This is a genomic window from Dielma fastidiosa (assembly GCF_003475485.1).
Classification (GTDB): Bacteria; Bacillota_I; Bacilli_A; order Erysipelotrichales; family Erysipelotrichaceae; genus Dielma; species Dielma fastidiosa.
The window spans coordinates 285,948-302,035 of sequence record NZ_QRQL01000003.1 but is presented as its reverse complement, the minus strand read 5'-3'; the positions used below and the strand labels follow the sequence as shown (position 1 = coordinate 302,035).

The 16,088-nt window shown below is 39.4% G+C and carries 10 protein-coding genes; 3 read left to right on the top strand and 7 right to left on the bottom strand.

Translation table 11 applies throughout. The annotated features are described in order from the left end of the window. Positions 1–4 precede the first annotated feature (4 nt). Positions 5–2,188: an ATP-dependent helicase gene (locus tag DWZ33_RS09415; RefSeq protein ID WP_118454629.1), complete on the bottom strand. Its 2,184-nt coding sequence runs from the start codon at positions 2,186–2,188 to the stop codon at positions 5–7. Positions 2,189–2,386: 198 nt separating this feature from the next. Here DWZ33_RS09415 and DWZ33_RS09410 point away from each other — a divergent pair, with 198 nt between their 5' ends. Then, complete coding sequence (locus DWZ33_RS09410; protein ID WP_118454628.1) at positions 2,387–3,955, top strand: LCP family protein; 1,569 nt, start codon at positions 2,387–2,389, stop codon at positions 3,953–3,955. Between the two features lie 111 nt (positions 3,956–4,066). Here the strand turns inward: DWZ33_RS09410 and DWZ33_RS09405 are convergent, their stop codons facing one another. Further along, complete coding sequence (locus tag DWZ33_RS09405) at positions 4,067–6,853, bottom strand: InlB B-repeat-containing protein (protein WP_118454627.1); 2,787 nt, start codon at positions 6,851–6,853, stop codon at positions 4,067–4,069. A gap of 283 nt (positions 6,854–7,136) precedes the next feature. On the opposite strand from DWZ33_RS09405, the gene DWZ33_RS09400 reads away from it, so the two are divergent. Next, positions 7,137–9,002 carry an LCP family protein gene (locus DWZ33_RS09400; protein ID WP_118454626.1) on the top strand — a complete coding sequence of 622 codons (1,866 nt, stop codon included), beginning with the start codon at positions 7,137–7,139 and terminating at the stop codon, positions 9,000–9,002. 83 nt (positions 9,003–9,085) lie between these two features. Here the strand turns inward: DWZ33_RS09400 and DWZ33_RS09395 are convergent, their stop codons facing one another. Together DWZ33_RS09395 and DWZ33_RS09390 are read right to left on the bottom strand one after the other, a co-directional pair. Further along, complete coding sequence (locus DWZ33_RS09395; protein WP_022937926.1) at positions 9,086–9,691, bottom strand: hypothetical protein; 606 nt, start codon at positions 9,689–9,691, stop codon at positions 9,086–9,088. A gap of 37 nt (positions 9,692–9,728) precedes the next feature. Then, positions 9,729–10,892 carry an alanyl-tRNA editing protein gene (locus tag DWZ33_RS09390; RefSeq protein WP_022937927.1) on the bottom strand — a complete coding sequence of 388 codons (1,164 nt, stop codon included), beginning with the start codon at positions 10,890–10,892 and terminating at the stop codon, positions 9,729–9,731. 141 nt (positions 10,893–11,033) lie between these two features. On the opposite strand from DWZ33_RS09390, the gene DWZ33_RS09385 reads away from it, so the two are divergent. Next, the gene (locus tag DWZ33_RS09385) at positions 11,034–11,909 is read left to right on the top strand and encodes a class I SAM-dependent methyltransferase (protein WP_022937928.1); all 876 of its coding nucleotides are present in this window, start codon (positions 11,034–11,036) and stop codon (positions 11,907–11,909) included. Between the two features lie 48 nt (positions 11,910–11,957). Here DWZ33_RS09385 and DWZ33_RS09380 read toward each other — a convergent pair whose 3' ends face one another. The 3 genes from DWZ33_RS09380 to DWZ33_RS09370 are packed head-to-tail and all read right to left on the bottom strand — an operon-like array spanning position 11,958 to position 16,062. Then, positions 11,958–13,313, bottom strand: a complete 1,356-nt coding sequence (locus DWZ33_RS09380; protein WP_118454625.1) for an MATE family efflux transporter — start codon at positions 13,311–13,313, stop codon at positions 11,958–11,960. 51 nt (positions 13,314–13,364) lie between these two features. After that, the gene (locus DWZ33_RS09375) at positions 13,365–14,789 is read right to left on the bottom strand and encodes a glycoside hydrolase family 1 protein (protein ID WP_118454624.1); all 1,425 of its coding nucleotides are present in this window, start codon (positions 14,787–14,789) and stop codon (positions 13,365–13,367) included. A gap of 13 nt (positions 14,790–14,802) precedes the next feature. After that, positions 14,803–16,062, bottom strand: a complete 1,260-nt coding sequence (locus tag DWZ33_RS09370; protein ID WP_118454623.1) for a PTS sugar transporter subunit IIC — start codon at positions 16,060–16,062, stop codon at positions 14,803–14,805. Positions 16,063–16,088 lie beyond the last annotated feature (26 nt).

Below are 16,088 nucleotides of genomic sequence, written 5' to 3'. Positions count from 1 at the left end.
CTCTTTATTTTTTAGTGATTGAAGGATGATTCGCCATGATCTTGCGGATGCCGAATTTATTATTGAAAGCAATTTTCCAGACACCCTGGGATGTATCAAGCACGACACCCTCCCCAAAACTAGTATGTACCACTAAATCACCTTTACGGATGCGGCCCGATGTTTTTACCGGCGCATGACCTTCTTCATCCACATAGGTGAGCGCTTTGGCAGCTTGACCGGAAGGCAGCTCTTCCTGCCGGGAAGCTGTATGCTGAGTCGCATCCTGCACACCAAAATGTTCAATCGTATCCGGATCAATCTCTTTGATAAAACGCGATGGCAGTTTAATGCGGTCCATAACATAACTATACCCCTGCGCATCAGATATAAACAGCTGCTTACGCGCTCTGGTAAAAGCCACATAAGCCAAGCGCCGTTCTTCCTCAAGCGCCGTTCTTCCGCCTTCACTGATAGCTTTCTCACTTGGGAAAATACCATCACACATACTGTAAACAAACACAATATCAAATTCCAGACCCTTGGCCGCATGAATTGTCATCAGCTGCACAAACTGACCGTTATTTTCCTGTTCCTTATCGGTATACAAAGCAATCTGCTGGAGATATTCATCCAGCGTACCATCAGGATTGGCGGTTTCAAAATCCTCGATATCATTAATTAATTCCTTAACGTTCTCAATTCGCTCAGTTTCCTTATCATCCTCAAGCATCTGCATATAGCCGCATTCATCCATTAAACCCTCAAGCAGCATCGAAATAGACATTGAATTTACTAAATTGCGATATTTCTCTATCAGCTTAATAAAATCATTCAGCGCCGTCTGCGCTTTGCCGCGGGCTACATCATGATTTTTAATCACTTCATACATATTCATATTCTCACTGCGTGAATAATCTTCAATCGTCTCTACCGTCTTATTGCCGATACTGCGCTTAGGCACATTGATAATACGTTTTAATGCCAGGTCAATGGCCGCGTTATCATGTATCAGCATTCTTAAATAAGAGAGTGCATCCTTGATTTCCGCACGGTCATAGAATCGTACACCGCCATAGATACGGTAAGGAATCCTTGCTTCAAGCAGCTGTTTTTCTAAAGAACGCGACAGATAATTGCTGCGGTAAAGCACCGCGATGTCACGATAAGCCGCGCCGCTTTGAATGCACTTATTGATCTGCTGGCAGACCCAGGCTGGTTCAAGCGCTTCTTCAAAAGCAGAATAATGAATAATTTTATTATCCTCCTGCCTTGATGTATACAAATCCTTATCAATACGATTCTTATTATTTTTAATTACGCTGTTGGCACCCTTAAGAATCGACGGGCATGAGCGGTAATTCTCATTCAGCATCACGGTATGAACAGGCGCAAAATCTTTCTCAAAATTCATGATGATATTTACATCCGCCCCGCGCCATGTGTAAATCGTCTGATCAGGATCTCCAACCACACAAAGATTGCATGTATCCGATACCAGATAGCGGATAATGCTGTACTGAATCTTATCAACATCCTGAAACTCATCGACATGAATATAATCAAAACGGCGCTGCCACTTAACCCGTACCTCTTGATCCTTCTTTAAAAGCCGATTGGTAAACAGCAATAAATCATCAAAGTCAAGCGCCTTCATATGCTCCAGACGCTTTTCATAATAATCATAAACCTGAGCTTTGATTTTCTCACTCGTAAACTCATTGGCAATGCTCATAGCTGCCTCCGGGGAAATTTCTTCACCCTTGCAGGCAGAAATATAAGAGAGTACATTCGCATAGCTGTAGCTCTTTACCTCAATGCCGTACATCTTGTAAGCTTCCTTAAGAATACTTTTCTGATCATCGCTGTCTACGATTGTGAAATTGCGCGGATATCCATCGCCCATTTTATGTATATCTTCTCTCAATAAACGAACACAAAAGGAGTGTATCGTTGAAACAAACATCCCTGACGCATCATCACCAAGGATGGAATAAACACGCTCTTTCATTTCATTAGCCGCTTTATTCGTAAACGTTATCGCTAAAATACGATAAGGCGCAATCCCTAACGATTCAATTAAATAAGCGATACGTGTAGTTATAACTCTGGTTTTTCCTGAACCCGCACCGGCAATGATCCGGATATGGCCATCTGTGTATGTTACCGCGTCATATTGACTCGGATTTAAACTATCTAAATAAGACATGCGATCACCTCTGCGTATCATTATACCAAAAAACCTGTCTACTTTTTTAGTGAATTACATAGAAAAGATTCCTTTTCTATATATTTTAAATATCTCACATATATAATGGCAGTTTAATGTTTCTTTCAATTTTCTGAAACTGCTGTTAATCTTTATTTGCTTAGGGTATAATGATACATGAAATAATTGGAGGTTTTTATGAAGGCGGAAAAAAGACCAAGAAGGAAAAGGACAAGGATTCCTGATCTGATTCTATTACTGATCCAAGTCAGTGTTATGATTTTATTTATTTATACACTGATTAATTTGAATATGCTGAATTTTAAATGGCTGGTATTAATTATTGCCCTCTTACTCGTCTTATTGGCAATGTTTACTGTATTAATGATTATGAAGCTTGGACGCAGTGTTACCACGGTAAAAAGAGTAGTTCAGGTTCTGCTGATAGCTGTCATGCTGGTTGGCAATCATTATGCCGGAACGCTGACCAATACGCTTAAAACTATAACGAATGAGACACAGACGCGCATTGACAAAATATCACTGCTGACATTGGCTGATAACGAAGGTAATTCAATTGAAGATTTCAATGGCAAGACTATTGGTCTGCAGACAGGGACGGATAAAGATTTAACTGAATTTGCGCTTGGCAAGATTGATCAGCGCATTGAATACGGCAAGTATGAGTATGTTGATTACTCGGTGATGATTAATGATTTCCTGCTGGGCTATGATGACGCAATCTTAATTAATGACGCATACATAAAAATGATGGCTGATTCAGTTGAAGGGTTTGCTGGTTCTTATAAGGTAATCGAAACATTTACTAGAGAGATTGAGCTGACACCGGCAGAAGTTAATGCAAAGCTGCCTGATGAACCATTTGCGGTCTATCTCTCCGGCATGGATGAATTAGGCGATCCGCATCAGCAGCTGCGCAGTGATGTAAATATCCTGATGCTTGTTGACCCGGTGGCGAATCATGTTACGATGATTTCAATACCGCGTGATGCCTATGTGCCGAATCCTGCTAAAAATGATCAGCTGGATAAACTGACACATACCGGACTTTACAGTATTGATACCACGATAGCAGCCGCCGAGGAGTTGTTTGGTTTCCCGATTGATTATTATGTGAAGGTGAGCTTCTCATCACTGATAGAAATTGTTAATACTGTGGACGGTATTACGGTGAATGTGCCGGTTACCTTCTGTGAACAAAATGCTGAGCGTTCTTATTTATGGGATGATCAGATTTGTCTTGAAGAGGGAGAGCGTTTCATCTATGGGCCAGCGGCTTTGGCACTGGCAAGACATCGTGCCAGCTATGCGAATGAGCTGACCCGCAATCAAGTACAGCAGGATATCATTAAGGCTATTGTTAAGCGAATGATGACACCGGTTGGCTTCAGCCGCATCCCTGATGTGCTGAGCATTATTCCGCAGTATATGGTAACGAATATGCCTTATTCAGCTATTACCAACTTTGTATCCGCGGAGATGAATAATATTGGTGACTGGACATTTGATTCAATCGGACTGACAAACGGCATCTCCCAGCTGATGCCAACGGCAAGTGTTCCTGATCTGTATCAGGATGTGATGATTCTCAGTTATAGTGATGTCGTAAAGGTGTATGAGCGCTATCAGGCAATGCATGATCCGGTGGAGCTTAATGACTTAAAGTTTGATTTGAATGATTTGAATCGTTATGTGAAGCAGATGCCGTCAAATCCAAATTTAGTTTGGGCTGAGAATTATGAATAGTCATTCATTGGCATTCGCAGAATAGTGATAAGCATATAAAAGGAAGATTTGAAGTTATTGAATATTCAATAGCGACAAAGCTTCCTTTTTTTTATAGCTTATATTTTATATTTAAGATAATGGTACTTGAATATCCACAATAAATTGATATTTCTTATCATTTATTGTGGTTTTAAAATTTACTCTGCATCTCAATTTAACAGTATCAATATTGATAATACATGTTTCGCCGTCACTAATGTAGGTATATGAACCATCCAGACTGTTACTTCCATACCATGAATAAGATATATCTTCTATTATACTTTCAAAGTTAACTTTATTTGTCACTTTGAATTTTTTATGTTGATTCACAGATCCTGCATATTCAATTAAAATATTATCATCTAGCATTTGTGAAATGCTTACCCCATCAACACGGTAGCCATTAATAATTTCATATTCTTCATAATCGTCTCTGTTGTGTTGCTTTTTTTCAAAATAGATCAATGGAATATCATCATATCCTGTCATTTTAACCTTGGATAATGATATACCATATCCATCATTTTCTATACTAGAATATTCTTTATTGAAATAGGCATTTGTTAAAGTAATTGGTTTGGTATATTCAAAATCATTAATTAATGAACCACCTCCCATATTAACATAAAAATCACAGTTTACAACAGTTAAAGCAGAACGAATACTCTCTAATTCGCTTAGCTCATTATATGAAGAATTAATTAGTTGTGTTCCAGATATACTTACATTACCATCCTCACCATATATTGATTGCAGATATACAGGGCTGTTTCCCTTAATAGTGGATTCTTCTACGTGTATATATCCATTTTCGATATCTTTAAACCATAATGTGTGTGTAAAAGGTTTTTCATTTATTAGATTTGATTCTACTATTTCTATATCCGTAGATTTGATTCCCATCATTCTTATAATTCCATCTGCAGCACATAAATCTTCATCTTCAATTGAAATATTATGTAAAAACAAACCTATACCTATATGTTTATTCACACCAGTATAATCACCGCCAAATATTGCAATTGCGGTTTTGTTTTCTTCAGAAGATTTATTAAGCCTGATTACCACATCTTCCAAACTCATATATTCTCGATCATTATTTGCTTTAATGCCTGAAACAGGAAATATTATTCCATCTTTTTCAATATCTCCAGCAGTAACTTCTAAAATAGAATTTTTCATATGTAATGATGATATACCAAACATATCTATCACATTTTGGTTATATAAGTTGGATCTAATTAAGGTATTAATAAATTTTACTTTAGATTCAATTTCATTTCCTAATATATTAATTTTAGCATTTATAATGATATTTTCATTCTCGTTTCCCTCAAATGTAACTGATTTGTCTATTATTAATGTATCCAAACTTTCAGATAAACCATAAGAACCAGCTGAAAGTTTAATAATATCACCATCTTTAATATCATTCATCATTTTATCTAATGGTGTGTTAGTATCAAAAACTCTGACCCATTTTGCTGTAATAGTTCTACTGTGTTTTGAAGATGAACGTACTGTCATTTGATTATTTGGGAATGTACGCGTTTTTCCAACATCCATATACCAACCATCAAAAACATAGCCCGTTTTTACTAAATTGGTTGGTAAATTTATAGTAGTTCCCACTGTCGCAATTATACTCTCCAGTTCAGTTTCTGCCGAATCAGTATCAAAAATAATTTCAACTTTCTCAGCATCGGGATCAGTATCACTGCCACTGCCGCCTGATGAGCCTCCTGAAGAGCCTCCTGACGCACCGCCGCCTGATGAGCCGCCAGCGCTTGGTTTATTAGCTTCCGGAACATCAGTAACCTCTTTATTCTTTTCAACTTCATTTATATTAATGCTTGAAGATGATTTAATTCCGTTTGCATTTGCTTCAAGTTTATTAACAGTCCCCTTGCCGTCAATTGATATTATTGCATCAGCAATAATAGTCTCGACAGTTTTCCCACTTGCGATTTCTACTTGACTATGCGCCGCAGAGCCAGTGATTACTATATTTTTAACATCAGCCGCTACTTTCACATCCGTAGTTGCATTCATTATAAGCATTTCAACCGGTGATTGAACTTCTATATTCGCATAGGATCTAGTGACAACATTCAATGCTGGCGCGTTAATTACGATTGTATCTTTGACTGTTGATTGAATTTCAATATTTCTTATCGTCTTTTTAAAGCTCTTATCAGCTGTAATATTACCTGCTTCCTCTAATATCACATTTTTAATATCCGCATCTTTAAATAGAACGATTTCAGTATTCCTGTTTTGATTACTAATCGTTTCAATTACTGAGTTTTTAATATTAATATTTGCTGATGAAGCGTTGTCACCAATAATCACTAGCTTGCCTTTTACTGTTACATCGCTCAGTTCAATATTTTTCTTGTTGGTAACATCAATGTATAGATTGCCTTCAATAACGCTACCCTTTAAAGCTTCAATATCATCGGCAATGACTGAATTAGAATCAGCTAAAGGAATTGCCTGTCCGTAATCATTTAATTCATAATCATCTTTGATATAATCTTTAGCCATTTGCCCTGTACCTTTTACATAGTACATACTGCCTTGACTTTCAATCCACGTTCCTGACTGCATAACACCTGATTCACCCATATAATACCAGTGTTCATTCGATGCAACCCAGCCTGTACGCATTACGCCTTCACTATTAAATGCATACCAGCAATTTCCATCTTTCAGCCAGCCCGTCGCCGGTTCACCATTTTCTTTAATGTATGACCATTGACCGTCTTTCTTAACCCATTGAGCTTCTGCCGCTTTAACATTTAATGTTGTATTAAAGACTGTAAATGCCATTGAAATAGACATAATTGAGCATATTTTATTTTTAAGTTTCATTTTTTATCCCCCTTAATTTAACATTTGTCTCATAATGTATACTTTTTAAGACACTAGAAATCATGAGTAAATTCATTAATTTTAGCGCAAATTTCATTTACAAACATAGATATTCAGCTTATAATTAATTAAAATTGAGTGTCTCAAAAAGTATACTTTTTAAGACACTCTTCATTTTGTCTTGGATACTTTGTTACTGAAAACTCAATAAAATTATGGAAAATTATCTGAAATCCTTTCAAATAGGAACTTTTAATGTATAATAAATAAACGAGGTGATTGAATGCATATCGATTCACAATTAATAGAAAAGCTGAAAAGAAATGCTTTAGATATCGGACTAGATGTCTTTTATATAATTTGTATGCTGATTTTTATGTTTGAATGCTTCCATTTAAACATGATACCTACTAAATTTCTTGTATTAATCATAGCCGCTTTACTGATTTTAGCCTTTATCCTTATTATTATAGATATCCTTGAATATAAGGGCTGGATCAAGATTACTAAACGAGCGTGCAGTGTCGTGCTCAGCATCTTCTTATGCTTTGGGGCTTTCTTCATGTGGAAGGTCAACAGCGCGATGGCCAGCATTGACAATAGTCCTACGGTTATGACAAATCGAATCACTGTGATGGTACCCGCTGATTCATCCGTTAATGCCTTAGCTGATTTAAGCAATGCCAAAATCGGCTATCAAGAGGGTAATGACGCTGACAATGCGAATTATGTAATCGATCAGCTGCTGAGTGATACAACACTTGTCAATCCAACATATGAATCCTACACTAATTATCTGACTTTGGCTCAAGATGTGCTGAGCGGTAAAGTAGAAGCGATGATTTTTACTTCTTCTTACGCATCAACACTGAATGAACAAATTGAGGATTTTGATACTAAATTTAAAATTATCGCAACCTTTGATCGCGCGAACAGCAACACCGCTTCACAGTCAACCAAGGATATCAGTAAAGAACCCTTTACAATTTACATTTCCGGCATGGATGAAGTAGGTGAACCAACCATCAATTTACGCAGTGATGTCAACCTTCTGCTGCTGGTAAACCCGCTGACCAATCACATTGAAATGGTCTCCATCCCGCGTGATGCTTATGTTCCAAACACTGCAGCCGCAAATTTCCCGGACAAGCTGACACATACGGGCATTTACGGTATTGATACAACGATTTCCACCATGGAGAAAGTATTTGGCTTCCCTATTGATTATTATGCCAAGGTAAGCTTCACTTCACTTATTGAAATTGTTGACACACTGGGCGGTATCAATGCGAATGTGGCCGTTACTTTCTGTGAACAGGATGAAAACCGCAGCTTTGCCCCTGAGGATCTGATTTGCCTTAATCAAGGTGAACAGACGCTCAACGGAAAACAGGCACTTGCTTATGCCCGTCATCGTAAATCTTATGGTGATATTGAGCGAACCATGGCTCAGCAGGAAATCATTAAAGGCATTATCAATAAAGTATTATCAGCCGATGGTATCAATAAGGTTCCTACCCTATTGGAGATTGGCCCTAAATATGTATCAACAAATATCCCTATGGATCTAGTAAAACGGCTCATCAAGTCAGAAGCCGAGGAAATTCAGCCATGGACATTTGAAACACTGCATATGGAAAATGGTTACTCTGATATGTATCCGACCGCCAGCATGGGAGCGGATCTGCCGCTGAGCGTCTATATTTTGAATCGTGAGGATGTGCGTACAGTTTATCGCAAATACCTGCAGATGTTTGAAACCATGAAGCTAAATGAATTTGCATTCAGACTTGACGATTTAAGTGATCCTGTTGAATATCCGCTTGAAAGTCCATATATGCTGTGGACAGATAATGTTACAACTAAAATATACCAATTCTATTCTTTGGAATATCCAGAAACTGAACCAAGTGAAGATGAGGAAAATCCTGAGGGTGAAATTGATCCAAATGATCCTGAAGGTGAAAAACCAAATGAAGATCCGAATATGCCGGATCATCCAGGTGAACCTTCCGATCCAACCGATCCTGAACCAGGTACTCCAGAACCGCCGGCTGAAACGCCGGATCAAGATCCTGAAGCACCGGTTATTGATCCGACATTGCCTGTCGATCCGACACAGCCAATCGATCCAACGCTTGAACCATAGTCCAAACCCGCTGTCTAACAGCGGGTTTTATTTATCAATAAGCCGCAAAAAAGCCCCACATTGAAATGAGGCTTTTTGAACTTTTATTCTACTGCAATTAATCCTACGATGCCGTTATCTACAATCATTGTGGCTGTAATTTCAGTCTTTAATGTAGTTTCATCCATCTTGGTTTTCTGATATTCAATGGATGCCTTGACCACATAACCATCATATGCATTGCCAAGGTACTGCACCTGCTGAGAAGTTGTGGAATTAATCGTCACCGACTTAACGCATGGCAGTGATTCCTGACCATAATCATTTACGATTGTTGCATAATTTTGATAATAATGTGAGACAGCATAAGTTTTAAATTCTTCAATGCGGTCATCTGGCAGATAAGTTAAGCCGCCGACATCATCCTGACCGGTTTTATTCTTCATAGAGAAGAAATCAAAGGCGAAACAGATCGCAACATTTTTCGCAATCTCTTCTGTATTGCCGCTGGCAACCGCGTCCGTCAGTGCATTAAATGCCAAAATCTGTTCATTGGTCGGATTAACTGGTGACGCGTAGGCATCATTGCCGCGCAGCGTCTCAACTACATCTTCTATCGGAGCAGGTTCTTCCTCCGGTTTTGAACATCCGCTTAATACAAGGGTTAAAGCAACCCCCATGCTCAGCAATGTTTTTATCTTCATTTTCATGCTTTACCTCCAAACCGCATTAAGTATATCATATTTATTAGAATATCGGACTATTTTTAAGAAATTCAAGAATTTGCGGATCATATTTCCCGCCGCCCTGCGCAAGAGCCGCGTTGCCGCCGCCATGCAGGCCGAACTTCTCTGCCAATAATTTAAAGAATACCTGAGAATTAAAAGCGATATTCGGACTATGACCAATCGTTATATGCATATTTTCAGAATCTGTATGAGTAATAAAAATTGCCACTCGATCATAGTTATTGACAAACGCTAAAGTGAACTGACTCAAATCCTTAGCATCAAAGTCTGTAAACTCATGAATTACTGTATTCTTCTTATTTGTCGTTGCTATTTCCTTCGCAAGATAAGTATAATAATTATTCTTCATTTCCACAAGCTGCTCAGTCAGTTTCTTTTTGTCATTCATTAGCTTATTGACACCGCTCATCACGTACAGATGCGGCAGTGCTAATGTATGAGACATTTCTTCCAATACATCATAGCGCTTTTCAAACGCGTCTAAAAACTGATCACCGCACAGATATTTAATTTTGATACCGCGTGTTGTTTTCTCAAAGCCCAGTATTTTAATCATCTGAATATATTTCAGACTTGGCACATGAATGCAGCCGCAGAGATTATAATCAAGATTGCCAATCTTAACGACACGAATCTCATCATGCTCACATTTATCCTTTGGAGCAAATTTCATCGCTTCAGCCTTGCTAGGATAAGTGATCGTTACCGGCAGATCATCACGGATCAAGCCGTTGGTCAGAATCTGTAATTCACTGCATTGCCGCTGCGTAAACGATGTCATTTCAAACTCTACATCATTCTCATCATCACCTACATGATGTGAGATTGTCTTAGCCCCATAAATTCCCCCAATAAGCGCTGAAATCAAATGCTGGGCAGTGTGTACCTGCGCTTTGCGGAAACGCTCATGCAGATTCACTGATAAAAATACTGTTCCATCAAGCTTTTGATCCAGCAAATGCCAGACTTTATTGTTTTCAACTTTCAATCCAAGTACCGGAAGATTGTTGATCGTTCCTATATCACTGCGCATGCCGCCTGACTCTACAAAGAAAATTGTATTATCCAAATAGTGCCAATAAAAGTCCTTTTCTTCAACTACTTCTTTGACACGGGCAGTACACTCACAATGAAAGCACTGATCATAATTCTTATTTATCATACGACCCCTCCTTTTGTTCTTACTTTTTATTATACACCCAATCAGGGTCAAAATTGAATCATATCATCAAAACAATGTGTGAAATTGTCGTAAATCCTTTCTTATCTATGCTATAATGATTAAGCAAAATGAGGTGTACCTATGAATCAAGTCGCAGAAAATTGGAAAGATTATGAATGTATTGATACTGGCAATGGTGAGAAATTAGAACGTTGGAAGGACATCATTTTAAGACGTCCTGATCCTCAAACCATTTGGCCGATCGATCATGAAGATAGCTTATGGAAACATCCCCATGCGCATTATCACCGCTCATCATCAGGCGGCGGCAGCTGGGAGTTTTTAAAACCGGTAAAGGATACTTGGACCGTCAATTACCGGCATTTAACCTTTAAAGTAAGTCCTACGGGTTTTAAACATACAGGTTTATTTCCTGAACAGGCAGCAAATTGGGATTGGATGATGAAAGCCATTCATGAAGCTGACCGTGAGATTCGTGTTTTGAATTTATTCGCTTATACCGGCGGTGCAACTATGGCTTGCGCAAGTGCCGGTGCCGCGGAAGTCGTTCACGTTGATGCCAGTAAGGGAATGGTTCAATGGGCAAAGGAAAACATGGCCTATTCGCATTTGGAGGATAAAAAGATCCGCTTCATTGTTGATGATGTATTAAAATTTGTCGCACGTGAAAAGCGCCGCGGGCATACATATCATGCAATCATCATGGATCCGCCTAGCTATGGCCGCGGGCCTAATGGTGAAATCTGGAAGATTGAGGAACAGCTGTATCCTTTAATCAGTGCATGTTTGGAAATTCTGGATGATGAGCCATTGTTCTTCCTCGTTAATTCATATACGACCGGATTCCCGCCTACGGTATTAAATAATCTGTTAGTCAGCACGATCGGTAAGAAACACCCTGAGGGCAGCATTACCGCCGGTGAAATCGGGCTGCCGATTACGCGTTCCCATACGGTACTGCCATGCGGTATCTTTGGCCGCTGGATTCAAAAATAGCAAAGAGTCATGTTTGAATATAAACATGACTTTTTCTTTATCTCTTTATTATGATTTAGCTAGATTCTTTATCCAATGCTCCTGCTTAAACAAGCCGGTAGCTACCAGAAACTTAACCATTTCCGCAAAAATATTGACACCCATCAAAGCATAAATATTTAAGCCGGTATAATAGGCCACACCTACCAATAATGGCACATGAATGATCCAAACCAATCCACAGTCCATGATGATGATAGAGCGGGTATCTCCGCCAGCTTTAAAAATATAATAATTCATCATACTTAATTCATAAAACAGGAAGCCCGCGCTTTGCAGAAGAATCAGCTTCTGACTTACCGAAATTACTTCCGCCGGTGAACCGCTGTAAACAACTGGTATGATTGTACAGCTGCAAAGCATCATGATGAATAATATCACAGCGGCACTCATGCTGAACCCTTTTGCCTGATAACCGCTCTTTTGAGCATGGTGCAGATCTCCATTACCGAGCTTCTGAGATATAAATACGGTCACCGCACTTCCTATTCCGCCATCAAAAGTATGGAAAATATCCATGATTGTCGAGGCAATCGCATAAGCGCTGTAATTCACTTCCCCGCGGGTACCGAAGCATTTTAAAATTACTGAATTGCTGGCCTGCCAAAGCATATCATTCAGATAGAAGGGAACTGCCTTATATACAATTCTTTTCAGCAGCGGCCATGTGATTTGATGCATTTCACGCAGCTTCGTCGCAAACACAAACGCATTGATTTTCATTGCCGCCGCATATAAGCCTGCTTCAATAAAACGTGTAATTACTGTCGCGGCAGCGGCTCCTTCTACACCCATCCCCGGCATTCCAAAAGCACCGAACATAAAGATAAAATTCAAAAGAAGCTTAATTGTCACGCTGATACCACAAATCGTCATCGGCATCTTCGGTTTGCCAATTGATCGCATTGCACTGCCGACAGCTGATGAATAACAAAGCGGAATGTAAGAGAAGCCCATGATCCGCATATAACGTACACCCACATCTATAATCTGGGGATCATCAATAAAGAAAGAAATGATTAAATTAGGAAAAACCCAGGCACCAATCAGAAAGGGAATCATTAACAGAAAAGAAATCCAAATCGCAATGCGAAAGCTTTCTTTTATCTTTTCCTCATTATTTGCACCATAGAACTGTGAAATAAAAATCCCACACGTACCGGTAATGCTGGCAGTGCCTGAATTCATGATTGCAAAGAAACGATTTGATGCCGCAATACCGCCGATTACCGCACTGCCTAACTGTCCTACCATTAAATTATCAATGAAATTCAGGCTTGAATTGATCACGTTCTGAATCATAATCGGCATTGCCAGCTTCAATAACTGCCCATTAAATTGCCGGCTGCCAAAATACTTGCGCATCCTTGAACCTCCTTAAGAAGAAAGTCTGCCGCTTTCGCAGCAGACCAATCATTATCCTAAATCTTCGCCGTTAGAAGCGATCACCCGTTTATACCACTCATAGCTGTCCTTAGGCATGCGTTTACCAGTGCCATTATGATGATTATCATAATCAACATAGATAAAGCCATAGCGCTTTTCCATTTCTGAGGAAGAGCAGCTTACAATATCAATAGGCCCCCAAGGATAATAGCCAATTACTTCAACGCCATCATAAACAGCTTCCTTCAGCTGTTCAATATATTCCTTCAGACAAGCAATTCGGTAATCATCATGAATCTTTCCATCATCACTGATGTTTTCATAGAAACCCATGCCATTTTCTGCGATAATAATCGGTAATTGATAACGGTCATAATATTCATTCAGCGCATAACGCAAACCAATCGGATCAGAAGTCCAGCCCCATTCATTCACTGCCTTGCAGAATTTATTACGCGTGCGGGTACCATGCTCATCCAAGGTTGATGAACCATAGTAGGAAAAGCTTACAAAATCAACCGTATGCTTCAGATCCTCAATATCCTGCTCAGTAATTTCAATATGATAATTATTCTCTTCATAGAAACGATACATATAGCCAGGTATTTTTCCTCTTGTTTCCACATCTGTGTAATAAAATTGAAGCTGATTATATTTCAAAGCTGCCATTTCATTTTCAGAACTGCCCAGCTCAGAATATACATTTCCATAGCATGGCATAACTCCCAGTTTAAAATCAGGATTAATTTCACGAGCAGCGGCAATCGCTTGTCCGCAGGCAACTAATTCATGATGCAGCGCCTGATATTTGGCTTCCATCAGATTATCAACACGATCGCTGGGGATGCCGAGATGATTAAAGCTTTCCACATCGAATAAGTTGATTTGATTCACTAAGATCCAATATTTTACCTTACCGCTGAAACGTTCAAATAAAGTTTTGCAGTATCTGACAAACAGCTCAATTGTTTTACGGCTGTACCAGCCATTATATTTCATACAAATATTTAAAGGTATTTCATAATGTGAAATAGTAATCAGCGGTTCCATGCCATGTTTAAGCATTTCATCAATCACATGCTCATAAAACTGTAAGCCTTCTTCATTGGGTGTCTCATCATCACCATTTGGGAAGATGCGGGCCCAGTTGATAGAGGTTCTTAAGGTATTCATCCCCATGCCGGCCAGCATTGCGATATCTTCTTTATAATTATGGTAAAAATCAATACCGTAGCGTTTTGGGAAATATTTATCGCTGCTGTTCAGCAACTCTTCAACTTCGATTGTACTCAGCTCTGTATTACAGCGTTCTTCTGGGGGCAGATTGCCTTTAAATTCATTAATATCCGCGACGCATAAGCCCTTGCCGCCAGTCTTATAGGCACCTTCCCATTGATTGGCAGCAGTAGCGCCGCCCCACATAAAATCTTTTGGAAATTGCTTTCGATTTGACATTGTATGTCCTCCTTTAATTTGTTTCTATTTCTGCAGTTTCTTTAGCTACCATATCTTTCTCAACAATGCGGTAGAATGGAATATATAATAAGCCTTGGATCAGCATATTCACAAAGAGCAATACAACCGCCTGCCAGCTGAAGGTTGAAATAGCAGCCGCAATGGGCGCCGGCAGATTCCACAGCGCAGCTTCTGGATTTACCATCGGTGGTACAATACCGGAAGCAAATGCCAGCCACGTTGTAAGTACGGTCGTTACCTGACCGATCAAAGCCGGAATAATCAAAGTTGGATTCAATACGATTGGCAGACCGAACAGCATTGGTTCATTAATATTGAACAGCCCTGCCGGTAATGCGAGTTTAGCCAGATCTCGGTGCGTTTTACTCTTAGATTTCAGCATAATGAAGTTAAGTGCCAGCGTACCGCACTGTCCGCCGATGAAGACAAAGGTGAAGAAGAACGGTTTCACAAAGATATGAGTTGCCGGCATGCCAGCCGCATAGGCATTCATATTGGCCACTGACATAATTGTCCATGCCGGTGTAAGCAATGAAGCTAATACTTGCGGATGCAGACCTGCGAACCACATTAAGGTTGCCAGAATAACATAGATTAATGCAGTAAAGATTGAATCGCCTGCCAATGTGATAATCGGTGTTAAGACAGTGGCTAAAATGGAATTTACATCAAAACCGATGAAGTAAATCAGTACGATTGTCATCAGCGTTGAAAGCGTACATGGAATCAATGCAGTAAATCCGCCGGCAATATTGGCCGGAACTGCTTTCGGCATCTTGATTGCGATATTTTTTGCGACACAGAAACGCGTTACTTCCACATTGAAGATTGCCGCGATAATTGCGGTAAACATCCCCTCAGCTCCTAGATAAGAACTGTTGATACCGCCAGCCATGATCAGGAAAGTGAACAATGCGGTAATACCGCCAACCAGTTTATTCAAATTATAGCTCTCTGACAGATAATAGCCGATGCCAAAAGCTACATAAACGGAAATGATACTTACAGATAAATTAAATGGTATCATCAGAATTGACTGTAATTCAGGATTAGTAGCTATAAATTCTACATAGCTTTGCGGAAATGGAAAGGTTGCGATTAACAGACAGAGAGAACCGATAATTGTCAGTCCCATAGTGGCGATCAGTGAATCACGAATAGCGCCGAAGTATCTGTTGTTAGCCATTTTATTCATTACGGGTACCAGATGCTTTTCAAGCATAGTGGTCAGCTTATTCATTAGATCTTGCATATTATTTCTCCTTATAGATAATGGTA